This window comes from Rhodococcus sp. GXMU-t2271, assembly GCF_041414735.1.
Taxonomy (GTDB): Bacteria; Actinomycetota; Actinomycetes; order Mycobacteriales; family Mycobacteriaceae; genus Rhodococcus; species Rhodococcus indonesiensis.
On sequence record NZ_JAUIZP010000027.1, the window covers coordinates 47,380 to 67,773 of the forward strand.

Annotated in this window: 17 protein-coding genes; 4 read left to right on the top strand and 13 right to left on the bottom strand. The window is 70.1% G+C overall.

Features of this window, described 5'->3' with window-relative positions; genetic code table 11:
- Positions 1–88 precede the first annotated feature (88 nt).
- The 4 genes from QYS60_RS10255 to thyX are packed head-to-tail and all read right to left on the bottom strand — an operon-like array spanning position 89 to position 4,293.
- Positions 89–712 carry a TIGR03085 family metal-binding protein gene (locus QYS60_RS10255; RefSeq protein WP_040781745.1) on the bottom strand — a complete coding sequence of 208 codons (624 nt, stop codon included), beginning with the start codon at positions 710–712 and terminating at the stop codon, positions 89–91.
- A 53-nt stretch (positions 713–765) separates the two neighbouring features.
- Positions 766–2,583 (bottom strand): ribonuclease J, encoded by a 1,818-nt coding sequence (locus tag QYS60_RS10260; protein ID WP_052033934.1) that lies wholly within the window; start codon positions 2,581–2,583, stop codon positions 766–768.
- Positions 2,580–3,488 (bottom strand): 4-hydroxy-tetrahydrodipicolinate synthase, encoded by a 909-nt coding sequence (gene dapA / locus QYS60_RS10265; RefSeq protein ID WP_010592676.1) that lies wholly within the window; start codon positions 3,486–3,488, stop codon positions 2,580–2,582. Before dapA ends, QYS60_RS10260 begins: the two co-directional genes overlap by 4 nt.
- Positions 3,489–3,537: 49 nt before the next feature.
- On the bottom strand, positions 3,538–4,293 hold the full coding sequence (gene thyX / locus QYS60_RS10270) for an FAD-dependent thymidylate synthase (protein ID WP_371383062.1): 756 nt from the start codon (positions 4,291–4,293) through the stop codon (positions 3,538–3,540).
- 116 nt (positions 4,294–4,409) lie between these two features.
- On the opposite strand from thyX, the gene QYS60_RS10275 reads away from it, so the two are divergent.
- Together QYS60_RS10275 and QYS60_RS10280 are read left to right on the top strand one after the other, a co-directional pair.
- Entirely contained in the window at positions 4,410–4,928 is a 519-nt protein-coding gene (locus QYS60_RS10275) for a toxin-antitoxin system HicB family antitoxin (protein ID WP_010592678.1), read from the top strand.
- A gap of 60 nt (positions 4,929–4,988) precedes the next feature.
- Positions 4,989–5,426 (top strand): SRPBCC family protein, encoded by a 438-nt coding sequence (locus QYS60_RS10280; RefSeq protein ID WP_010592679.1) that lies wholly within the window; start codon positions 4,989–4,991, stop codon positions 5,424–5,426.
- 23 nt (positions 5,427–5,449) lie between these two features.
- On the opposite strand, the gene QYS60_RS10285 is transcribed toward QYS60_RS10280, so the two are convergent.
- The 9 genes from QYS60_RS10285 to QYS60_RS10325 all read right to left on the bottom strand — a co-directional run bounded on the left by QYS60_RS10285 (position 5,450) and on the right by QYS60_RS10325 (position 16,896).
- Entirely contained in the window at positions 5,450–5,932 is a 483-nt protein-coding gene (locus QYS60_RS10285; protein ID WP_010592680.1) for a flavodoxin family protein, read from the bottom strand.
- Between the two features lie 157 nt (positions 5,933–6,089).
- Complete coding sequence (locus QYS60_RS10290) at positions 6,090–6,566, bottom strand: hypothetical protein (protein WP_371383063.1); 477 nt, start codon at positions 6,564–6,566, stop codon at positions 6,090–6,092.
- Positions 6,563–7,318 (bottom strand): 4-hydroxy-tetrahydrodipicolinate reductase, encoded by a 756-nt coding sequence (gene dapB / locus QYS60_RS10295; RefSeq protein ID WP_289377898.1) that lies wholly within the window; start codon positions 7,316–7,318, stop codon positions 6,563–6,565. Before dapB ends, QYS60_RS10290 begins: the two co-directional genes overlap by 4 nt.
- Positions 7,319–7,399: 81 nt before the next feature.
- On the bottom strand, positions 7,400–8,749 hold the full coding sequence (locus QYS60_RS10300) for a M16 family metallopeptidase (RefSeq protein ID WP_371383064.1): 1,350 nt from the start codon (positions 8,747–8,749) through the stop codon (positions 7,400–7,402).
- Positions 8,750–8,833: 84 nt separating this feature from the next.
- Positions 8,834–9,565: a respiratory nitrate reductase subunit gamma gene (gene narI, locus QYS60_RS10305; RefSeq protein WP_371383065.1), complete on the bottom strand. Its 732-nt coding sequence runs from the start codon at positions 9,563–9,565 to the stop codon at positions 8,834–8,836.
- Between the two features lies 1 nt (position 9,566).
- Positions 9,567–10,262, bottom strand: a complete 696-nt coding sequence (gene narJ, locus QYS60_RS10310) for a nitrate reductase molybdenum cofactor assembly chaperone (protein ID WP_371383066.1) — start codon at positions 10,260–10,262, stop codon at positions 9,567–9,569.
- A complete protein-coding gene (gene narH / locus QYS60_RS10315; protein ID WP_289377894.1) occupies positions 10,259–11,935 on the bottom strand; it encodes a nitrate reductase subunit beta in 1,677 nt (558 codons plus the stop codon). Before narH ends, narJ begins: the two co-directional genes overlap by 4 nt.
- A 40-nt stretch (positions 11,936–11,975) precedes the next feature.
- Positions 11,976–15,662, bottom strand: coding sequence for a nitrate reductase subunit alpha (locus QYS60_RS10320; RefSeq protein WP_371383067.1), 3,687 nt, complete (start codon positions 15,660–15,662; stop codon positions 11,976–11,978).
- A 22-nt stretch (positions 15,663–15,684) separates the two neighbouring features.
- The gene (locus tag QYS60_RS10325) at positions 15,685–16,896 is read right to left on the bottom strand and encodes a NarK/NasA family nitrate transporter (protein ID WP_052033935.1); all 1,212 of its coding nucleotides are present in this window, start codon (positions 16,894–16,896) and stop codon (positions 15,685–15,687) included.
- A 527-nt stretch (positions 16,897–17,423) separates the two neighbouring features.
- Here QYS60_RS10325 and QYS60_RS10330 point away from each other — a divergent pair.
- Together QYS60_RS10330 and QYS60_RS10335 are read left to right on the top strand one after the other, a co-directional pair.
- On the top strand, positions 17,424–17,594 hold the full coding sequence (locus QYS60_RS10330; protein WP_371383068.1) for a hypothetical protein: 171 nt from the start codon (positions 17,424–17,426) through the stop codon (positions 17,592–17,594).
- 51 nt (positions 17,595–17,645) lie between these two features.
- Positions 17,646–20,369 carry a LuxR C-terminal-related transcriptional regulator gene (locus tag QYS60_RS10335; protein ID WP_371383069.1) on the top strand — a complete coding sequence of 908 codons (2,724 nt, stop codon included), beginning with the start codon at positions 17,646–17,648 and terminating at the stop codon, positions 20,367–20,369.
- Positions 20,370–20,394: the final 25 nt, after the last annotated feature.

Genomic DNA, 20,394 nt, shown 5'->3' on the forward strand with positions numbered 1-20,394 from the left:
CCGTCAGGTTAGTCGCAATGTCCACAACCGAACCATCCGCAACACCGGCATCAGCCGCACGCGGTGGTCACACGGGTGCCGGGGCGGATCAGACGCCGCGACCGGACGCGGCGACCTCGGCGACGTCGGCGGCCGGCCCGGTGGTCTCGACGCGCACCTCGTCACGGCCGAAGGCGTGCAGCAACAACTCGGCGGGCTCGCCCCGCAGGATCACGGTCCGCGGACCGCGCCGCCGGACCGTCGCGCGGGTGCCGTCGGGGCGCTCGAACACGACCGTGACGTCGGTGCCGCGGTAACCACGCCGGCCGATCTGCCGGGCCATCTGCCACAGGCGGTCCTGGGTCGACGCGTCGAGCGGCCGCGGCTCCCACCCGGGCGCGGCGCGGCGCACGTCCTCGTGGTGGACGAACATCTCCGCGGCATTGGCGAGTCCGTCGACGAGGTACAACGGCGACCAGACGGGCGGTCCGGACTCGATGTCGGCGAGCAGCTGCTCCCACGGCCGGTCCGCCGCCCCGGCGCGCACCCGCTCGGTGTGCCCGGCCAGGGGCGGCAGGACGATGCCCGGCATCGTGTCGATCCGGCGTTCGCGGACCACGAGATGGGCGGCCAGGTCCCGGGTGGTCCAGTCCCCGCACAGGGTGGGGGCGTCGGGGCCGGTCTGCGTCATGGTGCGGACGAGTGCGTGTCGTTCGTCACGGGCGAGGCTCACCCGGCCCACTGTAGCGCCGGACGGGCCGGACCGTCCGGCGCCGCGGAGTACGGCTACGCCGGGCCCGGAACGGTGATCACCGTCGGCACGATCATCGGCCGGCGCCGGTAGGTGTCGGACACCCAGCGCCCGACGACGCGGCGGATCGCCTGGGCGATGCGATGGGCGTCGTCGATGCCCTCGGCAGCGAGCTCGTTGAGAACCTTGTCCACGAGCTGCGCGGCCTCGGACAGCGCTCCCGGGTCGTCGGAGAAGCCGCGCCCGGACACCCCGGGCGTGCTCACGGCACGACCACTCTCGTCCACGGCGACGGAGATCGAGATGAAGCCGCCCTCGCCGAGGATCAGCCGGTCCGACAGGGTGGATTCGCCGACGTCGCCGACGGACAGGCCGTCGACGTAGACGTGGCCGACCGGCACCTGCCCGACGATCTCCGCGAGCCCGTCGACGAGGTCGACGACCACGCCGTCCTCGGCCAGCACGATCCGCTCGCGCGGCACCCCGGTCGCTTCGGCGAGCTTCGCGTTGGCCCGCAGGTGCCGCCATTCCCCGTGCACCGGCATCGCGTTCGTCGGGCGTACCGCGTTGTACAGGTACAGCAGCTCGCCCGCGGAGGCGTGGCCGGAGACGTGCACCTTCGCATTCTGCTGGGTGACGACGGTGGCGCCCCGCTTGGCGAGGCCGTTGACGACCGCGAACACCGAGTTCTCGTTGCCCGGGATCAGCGAGGACGCCAGGACGACGAGGTCGTCGGCCCGGATGTTGATCTGGCGGTGCTCGCCCCGCGCCATCCGGGAGAGTGCGGACAGCGGTTCACCTTGGGAGCCGGTGGAGATCAGCACGAGCCGGTTGTCGGGCAGCGTCGCCGCGGTGTCGAGGTCGACGACGAGCCCGTCCGGCACCCGCAGGTAGCCGAGATCCTGCGCGATCTGCATGTTGCGCACCATCGACCGCCCCACGAAGGCGATGCGGCGGTTGTACCGCTCGGCGACGTCGACGACCTGCTGGATGCGATGCACGTGGCTGGCGAAGGACGCGACGATCACACGCTGGGTGGCCTTACCGATGACATTGTCCAGCACGCCGCCGATTTCGCGTTCCGGCATCACGAAGCCGGGCACCTCGGCGTTGGTGGAGTCGACGAGGAACAGGTCGACTCCCTCGTCGCCGAGCCGGGAGAATCCGGCGAGGTCGGTGAGGCGGCCGTCGAGCGGCAACTGGTCGAGTTTGATATCGCCGGTGTGCAGCACGAGGCCGGCCTCGGTACGGACGGCGACGGCGAGCGCGTCCGGGATCGAGTGGTTGACGGCGAAGTACTCGCACTCGAACGGCCCGTGCGTGGTCTTGTCGCCCTCGACGACCTCGACGAGGTTGGGGCGCAGCCGGTGCTCGCGGCATTTCGCGGCGACGAGAGCGAGGGTGAACTTCGAACCCACGACCGGGATGTCGGGACGCAGCCGCAACAGGAACGGCACTGCCCCGATGTGGTCCTCGTGCCCGTGGGTCAGGACGACGGCTTCGACGTCGTCCATGCGGTCCTCGATGTGCCGGAAGTCCGGCAGGATGAGGTCGACGCCCGGCTGCTGGTCCTCGGGGAAGAGCACGCCGCAGTCGATGACGAGGAGCTTGCCCTGGTGCTCGAAGACCGTCATGTTGCGGCCGATCTCGCCGATGCCGCCGAGCGCGACGACGCGCAGCCCCTTGGGCGGTGCCTTCGGCGGGGTGCCCAGCCGCACGGACATGTCCGCGACCTTGCGCGGATCGGGCCGCTGGGTGTCGGCCGAGTTCTGCACGGTCCGGCGCACCGGCCGGGTGCTGGGCGGTCCGGCGTTGCGGGTGGCGCGGCCCCGGCCGCGCGACGGGCGGCTCACGCGAGCACCCCTGCGGCGTGCAGGTCTGCGGCTAGTGCGTCGATCTGCAGGGAGGTCGGCGCCACCTGGGGCAGGCGAGGCTCGCCGACGTCGAGACCCATCAACCGCAGGCCCGCCTTCGACGCGCTCACCCCCCCGAGGCGGGAGACGGCACGCAGGATCGGCATGAGGCTCAGGTTGATCGCGCGGGCGCGGACGAGATCACCGGCCTGGAAGGCGTCGTACAGCTCCCGCAGGCGGCCGGGCACGAGATGTCCGATGACACTGACGAATCCGACGGCACCGACGGACAGCCACGGGAGGTTGAGCGGGTCGTCTCCGGAGTAGAACTTCAGGTCGGTGGTGCCGATGAGTTCGGCGCCGGCGTTGAGATCGCCCTTGGCGTCCTTGACCGCCACGATGCGGGGATGCTCGGCGAGCCGGCGCAGCGTCTCCGTTTCGATCGGCACGACCGAGCGCGGCGGGATGTCGTAGAGCATGACGGGCAGGTCGGTGGCGTTCGCGACGGCCGTGAAGTGGGCGTAGAGCCCTGCCTGCGGCGGCCGGGAGTAGTACGGGGTGACGACGAGCAGCCCGTGGGCGCCGGCTCGCGCGGCGTCGCGGGCGAGTTCGACGCTGTGGGCGGTGTCGTTGCTGCCGGCGCCGGCGATGATCTTCGCGCGGTCCCCCACCGCGGCGAGCACGGCGCGCATCAGTTCGAGCTTCTCGTTCTCGGTGGTGGTCGGCGATTCGCCGGTGGTGCCCGCGAGAACCAGCGCATCGCAGCCGCCGTCGACCAGATAGGCGGCAAGACGCACACCCGCGTCCACGTCGAGCTTGCCGTCGGCGGTGAACGGGGTCACCATCGCTGTGGCGATGGTGCCGAACGGAAGCTCGACAGCAGAAGCGGAATCACCGTTGGTCATGGTCAGAAGGCTACCGCGTGACCCGGGCTGTTCCACACACACCTGCCGGTCAGGTGTCGGTCGCAAAGGCACCGGCGGCGACCTCGGAACCGTCGGGCAGACGGGTGATGGTGAAGTCGCCGAAGATGTTCGGCGCGACGTCCTGCAGCTGACGCAGGCACTCGACGGCGAGGCGGCGAATCTCGACGTCGGCGTGCTCGGTCGCGCGCATAGCCACGAAGTGCCGCCAGGACCGGTAGTTGCCGGTGACGACGACGCGGGTCTCGGTGGCGTTGGGCAGCACCGATCGCGCGGCCTCACGGGCCTGCTTCGCACGGATCGGCCCCTCGGGCAGATGGGAGAGCTTCTCGTCGAGCGCGTCGAGCAGTTCGATGTACGCGGCCCGGCTGGACTCGGCGGCAGCGAGGAACAGTTCCTCGAGCCGCGGGTCCCCCGCCACGGCCGGCGGGACCACGACCGGAGCGTCGCTGCCGCGGACGAACCGCTGGGACAGCTGGGAATAGGAGAAGTGCCGGTGCCGGATGAGTTCGTGGGTGCAGGACCGGGAGATGCCGGTGATGTAGAAGCTCACCGAACCGTGCTCAAGCACGGACAGGTGCCCGACCGTGAGCAGGTGGCGCAGGTATCCGGCATTGGTGGCCGTGCGGGGGTTCGGCTTGGACCAGCTCTGGTAGCACGCCCGGCCTGCGAACTCGGCGAGTGCCTCTCCGCCGTCGGCGTCGGTCTCCCAGGGCACGTCGGCGGGCGGGACGAACTCGGTCTTGGCCACCAGCCTGACCTTGAGCGTGACTGGCTCGGGCGCCATCGGTTCTCCTCCAGGTTGTCGATCCAGTCGACCGTAGCGCCGCGCGGGGCGGCACCCGACCGCGGGCTGCATTCCGACGCCTTGACTGACATCACATATGACGTCATGATGGCGTCATGCGCCTCGATCCGTATCTGGATGCGATCACCGATTCCCTCGTCGCCGCCGCGGAACTCGGCGACGAACAGACCCGCCGGACCGCGGCGGCCCTCGCCGCAGCGGTCGCTGCGCCCGCCCGCCTGGCCGTGCTGCAGGCACTGTCGGACATGGCGGCGGAGATCTCGGGCGAACTCGGCGACCGGGTGGTCACCGTACGTCTGGACGGCGACGACGCCGTACTCGAGGTGCGGTCGGAGATGTCCGCCGAAACCCCCAGCCCTGCCCAGACTTTCGAGGACGTCACCGGAGACATCAGCCGGGTGACCCTGCGCCTGGTCGAGCAGATCAAGGCCCGCGCCGAGGAGGCGGCGGCCCAGAACGGTGTGTCGCTGAACTCGTGGGTGTCGCAGGCCGTCCAGGGGGCGCTGCGCGAACAGATGCGATACCAGCGCCGCGCCGACGAGCGCGCCACGAGGCGCCCCGCCGACGAAACCGGAGCGGGTCCGTCCGAAACCTCCGAGCGCGAGGACGGTTGAGCGGGAGGCGGTGCGGTACATTGCCGACGCACGTCACCCGAAAGCCGAGGAAGTGAGCGCATGGCCGTCAGCAGTTCCAGCAGTTTCGAGATCAAGGCCGACCCGAGTCGCGTGATGGCGGGCATCGCCGCGGTCGATCGACTGCCGGAGTGGTCCGGTCCGCACAAGACCGTCGTCGTCGAGACCACCCACCCGGACGGCCGCCCCCACCGCGTCCGGATGACCGTGTCCATCATCGGAATTCACGACGAACAGGTGGTGGACTACTTCTGGAACGGCGACGAGTCGATGTCCTGGACCCTGATCGAGAGCCACCAGCAGCATCAGCAGGACGGCACCTACACCCTCACCGCCACCGAGAGCGGCACCCGGGTGGACTTCACCCTCACGATCGACCCGAAGATCCCGCTGCCCGGCTTCATGGTGAAGAAGGCGCAGAGGATGGCGATGGAGACCGCCGAGAAGGGTCTGACGAAGTTCGTCGAGAAGCTGCTCTGACGCGCCGCGCGGTGTCCGCGCGGTCAGACCTCCGGTGACACGGACACCGCGACGGTCGCCCCGAGCTCGTAGCAGCGCTCCCGGACCTTCGCGTCGATCGGACCGGTGATCTCGAGGTCCTGCGTGACCTGCGCCAGGGCGAGGCCCGTGACGAGTTTCCGCACGGAGGCAACGGCGCCCGCGGTGTCGTTGTTGCCGTGCACCCACAGCCCGTACGGCCGCCCTGCGACCGCGTCGAGGCACGGGTAGTAGACGGTGTCGAAGAAGTGCTTCAGGGCCCCCGACATGTACCCGAAGTTCGCGGTGGTGCCGAACACGTAGCCGTCGGCGGCGAGCACATCCGGCACCGTCGCACCGAGCGCGGGCACCGTCCGCACCCGCACCCCGGCGATGTCGGGGTCGTGCGCCCCGGCGAGCACCGCCTCGAGCAACTCGCGGGTCGACGGGGACGGGGTGTGGTGGACGACGAGCAGCGTGCGCTCGCCGTCGGCAGGAGCCTCGGTCACACCCTGCAGGGTACGTCGCCGGCCGCGCGGTGTCCGTGCCCCGCAACGGCACCCGCCACCCGCGCCGGGCCGGGTGCGGGTGCCGCCGACGTGGATCGAGCGCATGTACCGCCCGCGACTGCCGAGGAGAGGACCGATACATTCGCTCGGCGCGGGATCAGTCGGGGGACTGTGTGCGTTCGAGCTTCTCGAGGGCGACCGCCCGGCGCATGGTCTCCCGGGCCCGGCCGCGGTCACCGGCGTAGTCGTAGGCGCGGGCCAGCCGGTACGAGTGGCGCCAGTTGTCCGGGTCGGCCTCCCACTCCTCCTTGACCTGCTCGAACAGGGCGTCGGCGGCGTCGCGGTCGACCCGTCCCGAGGGCCGGCGCGGCAGATCGCTCACGTCGAGTTCGAGGCCCTCCTCGTGGATCCGGCGGGACAGGTGCTGATGCTGGAGACCGGCCCGCAGGGTGGCGTAGACGATCCACACGCCCACCAACGGCAGCAGCAGCACGCCGATGCCGAGCCCGACGGCCGCAGCCTCGCCCGAGCGCACCAGTTCGAGCCCACGCCCGCCGAGGAGCACGAAGTAGAACCCCAGCGCGAGGACGATGAAGACGATCGGCGCCAGGACCTTGACCAGGTCGCGCCTCACAGGTCGAGGAGCGGGTCGATGCCGACGGTGAGGCCGGGCCGGCCGCCGATCTCACGCACGCCGAGCAGCACGCCGGGCGCGAAGGAGGAACGGTCGATCGAGTCGTGACGGATGGTCAGGGTCTCGCCCTGGGTGCCGAGCAGCACCTCCTGGTGGGCGACGAGGCCGGCCAGGCGCACCGAGTGCACCCGCACCCCCGCCACGTCGGCGCCGCGGGCACCGTCGAGTTCGGTGGTCGTGGCGTCCGGGCTGCGGCCCACGCCGGCCGCGGCGCGGGCTTCGGCGATGAGCGCCGCGGTGCGGTAGGCCGTGCCGGAGGGCGCGTCCGCCTTGTTGGGGTGGTGCAACTCGATGACCTCGACGGAGTCGAAGAACCGCGCGGCGGCCTGCGCGAAGCGCATCGACAGCACGGCACCGATCGCGAAGTTCGGCGCGATCAGGACGCCGACCTCAGGTGTCGCGGCCAGCCAGTCGCGGACCCTGCCCAGTCGTGCCTCGTCGAATCCGGTGGTGCCGACGACCGCGTGGATGCCGTGCTCGACGAGGAACTGCAGATTGCCCATGACCACGTCGGGATGGGTGAAGTCCACCACCACCTGTGCGCGGGAGGTGACGAAGTCCTCGAGGCTGTCGTCCCGGTCGACCGCGGCGACGAGCTCGAGGTCGGTGGCCGCCTCGACGGCCGCGCAGATCGCCTGTCCGACCTTGCCCTTGGCGCCGAGCACACCGACCCGGATTGCTGCTGCGTTCACTTGACTCTCCACGCTTCCTCGTCCGATCCGTCCCGCAGCAGCCTACGCAACCGGACGTCCCTGCCCGTGGTCAGGCCGCGGTCACGCGACGAGAGCGCGCACCGAGGCGGGCAGGTCCCGGGGCCGCCGGTACGGCCCGGCGACGGCCGCAGCGAACGGCCGGTGCAGCAGTTCGGCGGCGACCTCGCGGACCTCCGTCGCGCTCACCGACGAGATCCGCTCGAGTGTCTCGGTGACGCTCCAGTGGGTGCCGTAGCTCAGTTCGCTGCGGCCGATCCGATTCATCCGGGCCCCGGTGTCCTCGAGACCGAGGACCAGCGCACCGCGCAGCGAGCCCTTGGCACGGGCGCACTCGGCCTCGGTGACGCCGTTGTCGGCGACGTCGGTGAGCACCTCACGGACGAGGCCGGCGACCTCGCCGAGGTTCTCGGGCTGGCACCCGGCGTAGACGGAGAACGCACCGGTGTCGGCGAAGGTGTCCACACCGGAGTACACCGAGTAGGCGAGGCCGCGCTGCTCCCGGATCTCCTGGAACAGCCGTGAGCTCAAGCCGCCGCCGACGGCGGCGTTGAGTACCGACAGCGCCCAGCGCCGGGGGTCGTGACGGCCGAAGGACCGCACACCGACCGCCAGGTGCGCCTGCTCACCGTCGCGGTCGGTGATGCTCAGCGTCGGCGCCGTGCGCAGGCGGAGACTGCCCTCCCGCCGGGGGGCGGCGGTCGCGGCGGGGTCGAGGTGCCCGGCGAAGGCCCGACGGACCAGTTCGACGGTGTGGTCGTGGTCGACGTTGCCGGCGACGGCGACGACCATGCGGTCCGGCGTGTACCGCCGCACGTGGAACGAGTGCAGCTGGGTACGGGTCATCGCCTCGATCGATTCGACCGAGCCGATGATGGGCCGACCGATCGGGTGGTCGCCGTACAGCGCGGTGAGGAAGGCGTCCCCGAGCAGATCCTCGGGATCGTCGTCGCGCATCGCGATCTCCTCGAGGACGACCTGCCGTTCCAGGTCGACGTCGGCGCTGCGGCATCGGCCGCGCAGCACGACGTCGGCGACGAGGTCGACGGCCAGGGACAGGTCGTCGTCGAGCACGTGGGCATAGAAGCAGGTGTGCTCCTTCGAGGTGAACGCGTTGAGTTCACCGCCGACGCCGTCGACGAGTTCGGCGATGTCGAGCGCCGTCCGGGTGGGGGTGGCCTTGAACAGCAGGTGTTCGAGGAAGTGGGCCGCACCGGCGACGGAGGGCTGCTCGTCGCGGGAGCCGACGCCCACCCAGACACCCACGGCGGCCGAACGCACGCCGGGCACGTGCTCGGTGACGACGCGCAGACCTCCGGGCAGGAGGGTGCGTCGCACCCCGGCGTCGGGCTCGGTGGACGCCGACGTGGATACGGCGACGGACGGGGCGGCGGAGCGGCGGGTGGCAGCCATGAAGATGTTCGACGGTCCTACAGGCGAGTGGGTGTGCTGGACTGAACAACTCACACTACACGCGGCGCTCTCCGGCCGATCCGGTCACCACCCGCGGCGGCGCGGCTGCGACCCGACGAGCTGTCCCTTCGCGGCGACGTCGCGGCTGCGGTAGACCACGTACGGCCGGAACAGGTATCCGATCGGCGCGCTGAAGGCATGCACCAGGCGGGTGAACGGCCACAGCGCGAACAGGATCAAGGCGATCAGCGCGTGCAGCTGGAACGACAGGGGTGCCTGCACCATGAGATCGCCGCGCGGCTGCAGGATCCAGATGGATCGGAACCACGGCGAGACGGTCTCGCGGTAGTTGTGCTCCTCGCCCACGACACCCGACCCCATCAGAGTCGTGGCGAGTCCCGCGACGATCGCGGCGACGAGGACGACATACATGAGCTTGTCGTTGGCCGTGGTCGCCATGAACACCGGTCCACGGGTGCGGCGACGGTAGATCAGCAACAGGATTCCGACGAGGGTGGCGATCCCGGCGATGGTGCCCAGCGTCACCGCCTGTACGTGATACGCGTGCTGACTCAGGCCGACCGCATCGGTCCAGGACTGTGGAATGAGCAGACCGATCACGTGCCCCACGATCACCACGAGGATCCCGAAGTGGAACATCGGGCTGGCGATGCGCAGCAGCCGACTCTCGTAGAGCTGAGACGAACGCGTGGTCCAGCCGAACTTGTCGTAACGGTAGCGCCACCACGTACCCACGACGACCACGGCGATCGTGACGTACGGCGCGACGTCCCAGAAGATCTCCCCTGCGGACATGTCAGCCGACTCCTTCGACTCGGGTCTGCTCCGCGGCGGGTGCAGTGCGGCGCGGTGGGACCGTGAGGGTGAACGGTTCGAGGCCGATCGCCTCGGCGGGCGGCCCGGTCTCGGCGAGGTACCGGGCGCGGTGGACTTCCTGATCGCCGACCGGAGGCAACGTCGCGCACACCGCCCCGATCGTCGCCGCATAGCAGGAATCGCGTTTCTCGAGCGCGATTCGGAGCACGTCGATCGGGACCCGGTGCGCGGCGAGCAGTCGCTCCCCCGCGTCCGGGTCGACGGTGGCGGCGAACTCGAGCACCACCGGCAGATGATCGGGCGCTTCCCCGGTCGGTGGCTCCACGCCGGCGTCCCGGTAGGCCTGGGCGAACGCGTGGATCGCTGTGCCGCGATTGCGGGTGTCACCGCCGGTCCAGTACGTGAGATACATCGTCGACCGCCGGCGCATGTCGAAGGTGTCGACGTAGTCGGCCTGCGCAGCAAACGGATCGGCGTCGCGCAGGGCGGCGAGCGTCCGGCTCAGCAACTGCGCCGGCGCCCCGGTGACGTGCCCGAGAAGACCGTCGACGGTCGCGAGACGGGACGGCAGCCGATCGTCGGGGTATGCCAGCAGCAGCGAGGCCGCCTGCCGGATCAGCCGGTGTTGCAGTTGCCGCGTCGCGGTGTCGCGCCCACGGCGTATCCGCACCCTCATTGCCCACTCCCCCGGTCCTCGACCCGATGCCCGGCCGGGAACAGGCCCTGGGGCACGCCCTTGCCGTCCCAGTTGAGCAGGTTCACACGGGAGGGATTCGACGCGTTCGCCGCCATCCCCTCGGAGGTCTGCCGCTGCCGGAGCGCATGGAAGGTCTCCACCGCGACCGGGACCGGACCGCCGCTGGCCTCCCCGAACGGCCCGGAGTCGTACATTCCGGGGCCGCCGTCGTACGACAGTGCGCAGTCGGTGGCGGATTCCTCGAGCCGGTGGCCCTCGGCGGCGTAGGCGGTCGGGATCACGTACCGCTCGTCGTACTTGGCCAGGGCGAGCAGGCGGTACATCTCGTACATCTGCTCCTCGGTCATGCCGACGGCGTCGGGGATCTCCGGTCGCGTGTCCCGGCCCAGGTTGATGTCGCGCATGTACGACCGCATCGCGGCGAGCCGGTGCAGCACCGCTTCGACGGCGTCGGTGTCGCCCGCGGTGAACAGTCCCGCCAGATACTCGATCGGGATACGCAGTGATTCGAGGGCACCGAACAGATTGCCCATGTCCTCGCCGTCGTGACCGTCGCGCGAGACCGCGTCGACCACCGGGGACAGCGGCGGCACGTACCAGACCATCGGCATCGTGCGGTATTCCGGATGCAGGGGCAACGCGACCCGGTACGTGTCGATCAACGCGTACACGGGTGACCGCTGGGCGGCCTCGATCCATTCGTCGGAGATGCCCTCGGCGCGGGCGCCGGCGATCACGTCCGGGTCGGCGGGGTCGAGCAGCACCTGCCGCAGTGCGTCGTAGAGGTCCTTCTCGTCCTCGACGGACGCGGCCTCGAGCACCCGGTCGGCGTCGTAGAGCACGAGGCCGATGTAGCGCAGCCGACCCACACAGGTTTCGGAACACACGGTGGGCAGGCCCACCTCCACGCGCGGATAGCAGAACGTACACTTCTCGGCCTTGCCGGTCTTGTGGTTGAAATACACCTTCTTGTAAGGACATCCGGACACGCACATCCGCCAGCCGCGACAGCGGTCCTGGTCGACGAGAACGATGCCGTCCTCGACGCGCTTGTACATCGCTCCGGACGGGCACGACGAGACGCACGACGGGTTCAGGCAGTGCTCGCAGATGCGAGGCAGGTAGAACATGAAGGTCTGTTCGAGTTCGAGCCGGACCTGCTCGCCGATCTTCTTCAGCACCGGATCGTCGGGCACGATCTCCGGGGAGCCGCCGAGATCGTCGTCCCAGTTCGCCGACCATTCGACCTTCATCGGCTTGCCACTGATCAGACTGCGAGGCGGTGCCACCGGGATCTGGTCGCCGAGCGGCGCGGTGGTGAGGTTCTCGTAGTCGTAGGTCCACGGCTCGTAGTAGTCGTCGATCGCCGGCATCTTCGGATTCGAGAAGATCCGGAACAGCTTGCTCCACCGGCCGCCGTCACGCAGCCGCAGCCGCCCGTTGCGGTCGCGGATCCATCCGCCCCGCCAGCGGTCCTGGTCCTCGTAGGTGCGCGGGTATCCCTGGCCGGGCCGGGTCTCCACGTTGTTGAACCACACGTATTCGGTGCCGGAACGGTTCGTCCAGGCCTGCTTGCAGGTGACCGAGCAGGTATGACAACCGATGCACTTGTCGAGGTTCATCACCATCGCCATCTGGGCCATCACCTTCATGCCGGCCTCGCTTCGCCGGTCGTGGTCGTGAGCATCGACATCAGTACGTGACCTCCTGCGACCGGCGGCGTACGACCGTCACCTCGTCGCGTTGATTTCCGGTGGGCCCGAGGTAGTTGAACGCGAAGGCGGTCTGCGCGTAGCCGCCTGCCATGTGGGTGGGTTTGATCAGGATCTTCGTGACCGAGTTGTGGATGCCGCCGCGGGTACCGGTGGTGTCGGTGAGCGGCACGTCGATGGTGCGCTCCTGCGCGTGGTAGACGTACACCACACCTTCGGGCATGCGGTGCGAGACGATTGCGCGGCACACCACGACGCCGTTGCGGTTGACGGCCTCGACCCAGTCGTTGTCCCGCACCGAGATCTTCGCCGCGTCCGCCGGGCTCATCCACATGGTCGGTCCACCGCGTGAGAGCGACAACATGAACAGGTTGTCCTGGTACTCGGAGTGGATCGACCACTTCGAGTGCGGGGTGAGGTACCGCACGGTCAGTCCGACGCCGTCGCCGCTGCCGACGGCCGGTTCACCGAACAGGCGCGACATGTCCAGCGGCGGGCGGTAGGTGGGGAGTTGTTCGCCGAGTTCCTCGATCCAGTCGTGATCGACGTAGAAGTGCATGCGGCCGGTGAGCGTGTGGAACGGTTTGAGTTCCTCGATGTTCACCGTGAACGGGGCGTAGCGGCGCCCACCGGTCTCGCTGCCGGACCATTCCGGGCTGGTGATCACGGGGACCGGGCGGGACTGGGTGTCGGCGTAGGTGATACGGCGTTCCTCACTGCCCTCGGCGAGGTGCACGAGCCGGCGGCCGGTACGCTTCTCGAGTTCGCGGAAGCCCTCGACCGCGAGCCGTCCGTTCGAGGTGCCCGACAGCGCGAGGATGACGTCGGCCATGCGTTCGGCGCTGGTGACCGCCGGGCGGCCCTCGCCCGCACCGGAATTCATCACGCCGAACTTCTCGGCGAGTTCCGCGACCTCCTGCACCGGGTGCGTCGTGACGCCCTTGGTGGTCAGGCCGAGGGTGTCGACGAGCGGCCCGAGGGTCGACCACTTGTCGGCGATCGCCCCGTAGTCCCGTTCGACGACCGCGAGCGGGCCCATGGTCCTGCCCGGGACCGGCACCTCCCCGGTCACGCGCCAGTTGTTCTCCGTGCCCGACGGATACGCCATCGCCCCCGGGGTGTCGTGCTGCAGAGTGCCGAGCACGATGTCGGTGCGGGTGCCGAGGTGCTTCGACGCCAGCGCGCTGAACACCTTCGCGACGGCGCCGAATGCCTCGTAGTCGGAACGGGTCTCCCACGGCGGGTCGATCGCGGGACTGAACGCGTGGATATAGGGATGCATGTCGGTGCTCGACAGGTCGCCCTTCTCGTACCATGTCGCGGCGGGCAGCACCACGTCGGAGAACAGGGTTGTCGACGTCATCCGGAAGTCGATCGACATCAGCAGGTCGAGTTTGCCTTCGGGCACCTCGTCCGGACCTTCGACGTCGTGTGGACGCTGGTCCGGGCCGGTGGGGGCGCCCTGGATGTTGGCGTCGGTCCCGAGCAGGTGCCGCAGGAAGTACTCGTTGCCCTTGCTGGACGAGCCGAGCAGGTTGGACCGCCACACGTTCAGCACCCGCGGCCAGTTGCGCGGGTTGTCCGGGTCGGTGACCGACAGCTTCACCTCGCCGCTCGCGAGTTTCCGGGCGACGTACGCGGGGATGTCCTCGCCTGCTGCTCGCGCCTCGTCGGCGAGGTCGTGCGTGTTGCGATCGAACTGCGGGTAGAACGGAGTCCACCCCATCGCGACGGCGGAGACCATCACGTCCATCGTGTGCTTGTCGCGGAACCGGCCCCGCCCGAGCGGGCTCGCGAGCGCGTCGGCGCGGTACCCGTCGTAGCGCCACTGGTCCGTGTGGACGTACCAGTAGGAGGTTCCCGCCATCTGCCGAGGCGGGCGGGACCAGTCCGTTCCCATGGCCATCGCGGCCCACCCGGTGACCGGACGGCACTTCTCCTGACCCACGTAGTGTGCCCAGCCGCCGCCGTTGCGGCCCATGGAACCGGTGAGCATCAGCAAGGCGAGAATTGCCCGGTAGGTGGTGTCGCCGTGGAACCACTGGCAGATGCCGGCACCCATGATGATCATGGACCGGCCGCCGGATTCCTCCGCGTTGCGGGCGAACTCGCGCGCGATCCGGACGGCCTGTGCGGCGGAGACCCCGGTGATCGGCTCCTGCCAGGCGGGGGTGTACGGCGAGGCCGGGTCGTCGTACCCGCTGGGCCAGTGTCCGGGCAGTCCCGGACGCGCGACGCCGTACTGGGCCAGCATGAGGTCGAACACCGTGCACACCAGATGTCCGCCCACCCGCCGCACGGGGACGCCGCGTTCGACGGTCTCGCCGTGGCCGTCGACGGTGTCGAAACCGGGCAGATGGACGAGCGCGGTCTCGTCCGCGGCGTCGTCCCGATGCGCGACGGTCAGCGCCGGCACGAGATCGCCCAGGTCCAGGTTCCATTTTCCGGCTCCGTCGTCGCCGTAGCGGAACCCGAGGGAGCCGTGCGGCACCGCGACCGTGTCGGTGGCACCGTCGAGCAGCACCGGCTTGAACGCCGCGTTCTCCACGTCCTGGCCGAGGTCGGCGGCGGTGAGGTTCTTGCCGGGCACCAGCCTGCCGTCGCGTTCCTCGAGCCGGACCAGGAACGGCAGGTCGGTGTACCGGCGGACGTAGTCGACGAAGAACGGCACCCGCCGTCGCACGAAGCACTCGGTGAGCACGACGTGCCCCATCGCCATGGCCAGCGCCCCGTCGGTGCCCGCCGCGCACGGCATCCACTCGTCGGCGAACTTCGTGTTGTCGGCGTAGTCGGGGCTGACGACGACGACCTTGGTGCCGCGGTAACGGACCTCGGTCATCCAGTGCGCGTCCGGTGTCCGGGTGACGGGGACGTTCGATCCCCACATCATCAGGTACGCCGCGTCCCACCAGTCGCCGGACTCCGGCACGTCGGTCTGGTCGCCGAACACCTGGGGCGATGCGACGGGCAGGTCGGCGTACCAGTCGTAGAAGGAGGTCATGACGCCGCCGATCAACTCGACGAACCGGGAACCGGCCGCGAACGACACCATCGACATCGCCGGGATGGGCGAGAATCCGGCCACCCGGTCGGGGCCGTACTCCTTGACGGTGTGCACGTGCGCGGCGGCGATCATCTCGGTGGCCTCGGCCCACGTGACCCGGACCAGACCGCCCTTGCCGCGGGCCCGCTGGTACCGGCGGCGTCGCTGCGGGTCGTTCTGGATGTCGGCCCAGGCCAGCACGGGGTCACCGAGCCGGGCTCTGGCCTCGCGGTACATCTCGACGAGCACGCCGCGGGCGTAGGGGTAGCGCACCCGGGTCGGCGAGTAGGTGTACCAGGAGAACGCCGCGCCGCGCGGGCAGCCGCGCGGTTCGTATTCGGGCCGGTCCGGACCGACCGACGGATAATCGGTCTCCTGGGTCTCCCAGGTGATGATGCCGTCCTTGACGTAGATCTTCCACGAACACGATCCCGTGCAGTTCACGCCGTGGGTGGACCGGACGACCTTGTCGTGGCTCCAGCGATCGCGGTAGAAGATGTCGCCGTCGCGACCGCCGTGACGGGTCACGGTGCGGCCGTCGTCGGAGACCTCGCCTGCGGTGAAGAACCGCCCGCTGCGGCGCAGCAGCTCCTCCGCGGGTCCTCCGGTGTGATGGGTGGTCACGTTTCTCCCTTCGGACTCGACGTCAGTTTCCGGTCGGAACGTTCTCGTGGGCGCGCAGTTTCACCGCGGTATAGGCCAGCGCGACGAGCGCAGTCGCCACGAGGAGCAACAGACCCACGGTGTAGTCGTTGTCGACGGGGTCGTAGGTGGCACCCATGACCAGCGGCGGGAAGTACCCGCCGAGCCCGCCCGCGGCGGCGACGATGCCGGTCACCGATCCCACAGACTTGGCGGGCGCGCGACGCGCGACCCATGCGAACACTCCGCCGGTGCCCATGCCGAGAAAAACCGCGAGCAGGATGAACGTCGTGGCCGACCACACGTCCGGCGGCGGTTGCGTGGCGGCGACTGCCGCCATGACCGCCGTGCCCGTGAACGACGCGAGCACGACATACTTGGGGGCGATCCGGTCGGACAGCGCCCCGCCGATGGGCCGGGCGATCACCGCGGCCAGCGCGAAGGCCGCTGTGCGGGCGCCCGCGTCGACGGCCGAGAATCCGTAGATCGTCTTGATGTAGGTGGGCAGGTAGTTGCTGAACGCGACGAAGCCGCCGAAGACGACCGCGTAGAGGAACGACATCTCCCACGTGACCCGCAGTTTCAGGGCTGCCCTCAGTTTGGGAACGACCGGGTCGGTGTTCGGATGGAACTCCGGCGAGTCGCGCATCACGAGGATGCACACCGCGGCCGTGACGGCGAGTGCCACCGCGACGACGACGTGGGTGGTCAGCAGGCCGAACCACTGCGCGAACCGGGGGGTGAAGAACGCGGACAGCGCGGTGCCCACCATGCCGGCACCGAACACGCCGGTGGCGAAGCCGCGCCGGGCCGGCTCGTACCAGTTGTTCGCGAACGGAATGCCGACCGCGAAGATCGTGCCCGCGATGCCGAGGAAGAAGCCGAAGACGAGCAGGAGCGGATAGGAACCCACGCTGCCGGCCACCCCGACGGCCAGCACCGGCAGGATCGACGCCAGCGAGATCGCAATGAACATGACCCGTCCGCCGTAGCGGTCCGTGAGCGAACCCACCACGATGCGCCCCAGAGAACCCACGAGGATGGGCGTCGCCACGAGGATCGACGCCTGGGTGCTGCTGAGCGACAGATCGCTCGCATAGGTCGTGGACAGGGGACCGATCATGTTCCAGGCCCAGAAGTTGATCGCCGAGACCCAGGTTGCCAGTGCGAGGTTCGAGCTCCGTCGCGTGCCGACAACATCAACTGAAGCTGTCACTGCTACAGCGAACCATCGGCCGGGCATGCGCGAACCGGATTCGGCGAAACAAACCGACGGTCGGTGTCGCGTGGGGGGCCGCCCCGGAACCGGAACACCACGCGGTACCACGGCATTCACCCGCCCGTGCCGGTTCACCCGCCGAGGGTGAGGAGACGGCTCGGCGGCCGCCCTACCGTCGGAGTCGACCGCGAACCTCTCTCGTGGCCGCATGTCGGGTGCATCCGCCGCCCGATCGAAGGAAATGGATCGACGATGTCCGTGAACCCACCGTCCACCCGCCGGAACCGCCGGCAGAACTCGGCATGGCGTAGGCCCGGTAGCGGCCGCCACGACACGCCCCGCTCCTTGCCGATTTCCGGCATCGTGTGCGGCGCCGCGGCGGTCGCCTCCGTGCCCGTGGGTGCGTATACCGGCTCCGTCCTCACCGGCGTCCTCACCGCGGTAGTGACGACCGCCGCCGTGGCCCTCGCCGCACTGATGATCCGGGCCTGACATCTCGTCCCCACCCCCACGCGAAGGACAACATGAGCACACGACGCGCCGCCAACGGCCGCATCCCCACGATGACCACGGAAGAGATCAAGGTCCGCATCGCCGCGATGTTCGACTACGACAGCGACGTCGTGCCCGCGCCGCACCACTCGCGGAACGAGCCGCCGTGCGTGCGGTCGGCGACCGGTTCGTCGGATACGTGACCCGGTTTCGATTTCCGTTCCCCTCGATCCCGCCGTACTACCCTGACTCTCATGACGGGGCCACCGGCCGGCGCGCAGGGTGACGATGCCCCGCCGCTGTCGTTGGCGCGCTCCTCCGTGCCCCGACTCCCCCGCCGGGTCGTGCGGCGCCCGCGTCTGGAACGCATCCTCGAAGAGGGAGTGAAGTCCGGCCTCGTGCTCGTCTCGGCGCCGGCCGGGTCCGGTAAGACGCTGCTGCTGGCATCGTGGGCGGCGACACATCCCGGTCCGGTGGCGTGGCTCTCGGTGGAGCGCGAGGACGCCGAGCCGGCGCAGTTCTGGGGGCGGGTCCTGGATTCGCTCCGGATGGTCGGCGGGTTCCCCACCGATTCGCTGCTGGCCACCATGCGGGTCCCACCGAGCTTCGACCCCCGGTTCGTCTCGGTGTTCGTCGACGCGTGCGCCCGGCTTACCCGTCCTGTCGTCCTGGCGCTCGACGACATGCACCTCCTGGCAGGGACGCCGGCCGAGGAGTCGCTCGCGGCGGCCGTCCGCCGGGGTCTGGGCAACGTGCGACTGGTGGTCGCGACCCGCAGCGATCCGGCGCTGCCCCTGCAACGGCTCCGGCTCGGTGGCGAGTTGACCGAGATCCGGGCGGAAGCGCTGCGCTTCGATGCCACGGAGGCGGCAGCGCTGCTGGCCGACCACGACGTCGCCGTCGGACCCGATGAACTCGAGACCCTGGTCGCCAAGACCGAGGGGTGGGCGGCCGGGCTGCGACTCGCGGCCCTGTCGCTCCGGACGTCGGACGACGTGGCGGCCACCGTGGCAGCCCTTGCGGGCGACGAGCGGTCCGTGGCCGACTACTTCGCGGAGGAGGTGCTGGCCAGCCAGGACCCGGAGCTGATGGAGTTCCTGCTCGACACGTGCGTCGTGGGACGCGTCTGCGGCGAACTGGCCGATGCCCTGACCGGGCGCACGGACGGGCAGCAGCTCCTGGTCCGACTCGAGCGGGACAACCTGTTCGTCGTCGCGCTCAACCACCGTCGAGCGTGGTATCGCTACCACCAACTCTTCGGCGACCTGCTGCGCCACCGCCTCAGGACCGAGGATCCCGAGCGCCGACGGATGCTGCACCGGCGGGCCGCCGGATGGTTCGCCGACCGCGGCGAGCTCCTCGAGTCCGCCCGTCACCTGCGCGCCGCGGAGGACTGGCTGGGGCTGGCCCGGTTCGTCCTACGGGTCGCGGGGGCGGAGATCCTGGGTCCGGAACGGCCGGCGCTGGTGGCGCTGCTGCGGGACGCGCCCGCCGATCTGGTCGGTGACCACCCCGAGGTGGCTGCGGCCGCGGGGGTCGCCGCGTACGCGGAGTACGACCCTGTCGGCGTCGCCACCCACATGGCTCGCGCCCGAGAACTGCTCGATCGGCTCCCGGCGGCCGATGCGCGGCTCACCGAGACGGTCCTCGTCACGCTCGACGCGGTCCTCGCCTGGATGAAGGCCGATCCGTCGTGGCAGATCAGGGCCGCGCAGGAGGCGATCCGCCGGCTCGAGACGGTGTCCCCGGCGGACCTGCCGGCCGCCCCCGTGTACCGGATCGCCGCCGCCACCGTCCTCGCGATGGGCAGGCTGTGGTCCGGTGACCTCGACACCGCCGAGGCCATGCTCGCCGCCACGACGACGGCGGTGGCCGCCCGCTCGGCCATGACGCCCGTGCTCGCCCTGCACCTGTACGGCAACACCGCCGTTCTCGAGGCGATGGCCGGACGGCTCCGGGAGGCGCGCGTCGAGGTCGACCGTGCGTTGGCCATCGCCGACGAGCTGGGCTGGACCTTTCTGCCGCCGTCGGCCACGGCGCTGCTGGCCGAGTCGATGATCCGGTTGCTCGAGGCGGACACCGGGGCCTGCTCGGTGGCCGTCGCACGGGGACACGCGTGCCTCGGCGAGTTCCGCGACCGCTACACCGAAACCAGTTTCGGGCTCGTGCAGGCACGGCTGGCCCTCTCGACGGACAACGCCGCCGCGGCACGAGCCCACCTCGTGTCGCTGCGCCGGCGCATGTCGGACTGGGTGGCGCCACGCTTCCTCGCCGAATGGTACAAGCTCGTCGAGGCCGAAATCCTGCTGGCCGAGGGAAGGCCGCACGAGGTTCAGGCGCTGCTGACCGGCACCGAACGGGCACAGCCGGGTCTCGCCCGCCCAGGCGCGCACCGGACGGTCCTCGTCGCGCGGGCGCACCTGGCGACCAACGAGCCGCGCCGCTGCCTCGAACTGGTGGCGGCTCTGCTCGACGGGCCGCCCATCGACAACGGCCCCACCGTCGACGCCTGGTTGCTCGCCGCCTTGGCGCACGACCGTCTGCGTAGGGACGGCGAAGCGCAGGCCGCTGTGGCGCACGCTCTCGCGGTGGCCGCCACCGCAGGCATCGCGCGGCCGTTCCTACTGGCCGGCGACCGCGCCCGGGCGCTGCTGGAGCGGCACGGCCGCATCGACGATGCCCACGGCGGATTCGTGTCGATGCTGATCGGCAGGCTGGGCGGGGCCTCCGGCGAGGCCGCCGCCCCGTGCCTGCTCGAGCCGCTGACCAGCCGTGAACGGGCCGTTCTGCTACTGCTGCCGACCATGATGAGCAACGCGGAGATCGCCGACGAGCTGTTCGTGTCCGTCAATACCGTCAAGGTGCATCTGAAGTCGCTCTACCGCAAGCTCGGTGCCGCGAATCGTCGCAAAGCGGTGGTGCGGGCGCGGGAACTCGGGCTGCTGTCGGCGTCCGCCTCGTCCCCGGCCGCACCGTAACGCGCCGCACCGGCCGCACACGCAC

Bases quoted from the DNA above. Each gene is read 5' to 3' on its own strand.
- dapA (WP_010592676.1), bottom strand. From the start codon at position 3,488: ATGACCAACGGTGATTCCGCTTCTGCTGTCGAGCTTCCGTTCGGCACC.
- QYS60_RS10335 (WP_371383069.1), top strand. From the start codon at position 17,646: ATGACGGGGCCACCGGCCGGCGCGCAGGGTGACGATGCCCCGCCGCTG.
- narI (WP_371383065.1), bottom strand. From the start codon at position 9,565: ATGTCCGCAGGGGAGATCTTCTGGGACGTCGCGCCGTACGTCACGATC.
- QYS60_RS10280 (WP_010592679.1), top strand. From the start codon at position 4,989: ATGGCCGTCAGCAGTTCCAGCAGTTTCGAGATCAAGGCCGACCCGAGT.
- QYS60_RS10275 (WP_010592678.1), top strand. From the start codon at position 4,410: ATGCGCCTCGATCCGTATCTGGATGCGATCACCGATTCCCTCGTCGCC.
- thyX (WP_371383062.1), bottom strand. From the start codon at position 4,293: ATGGCGCCCGAGCCAGTCACGCTCAAGGTCAGGCTGGTGGCCAAGACC.
- QYS60_RS10330 (WP_371383068.1), top strand. From the start codon at position 17,424: ATGAGCACACGACGCGCCGCCAACGGCCGCATCCCCACGATGACCACG.
- narH (WP_289377894.1), bottom strand. From the start codon at position 11,935: ATGAAGGTGATGGCCCAGATGGCGATGGTGATGAACCTCGACAAGTGC.
- QYS60_RS10300 (WP_371383064.1), bottom strand. From the start codon at position 8,749: ATGGCTGCCACCCGCCGCTCCGCCGCCCCGTCCGTCGCCGTATCCACG.
- narJ (WP_371383066.1), bottom strand. From the start codon at position 10,262: ATGAGGGTGCGGATACGCCGTGGGCGCGACACCGCGACGCGGCAACTG.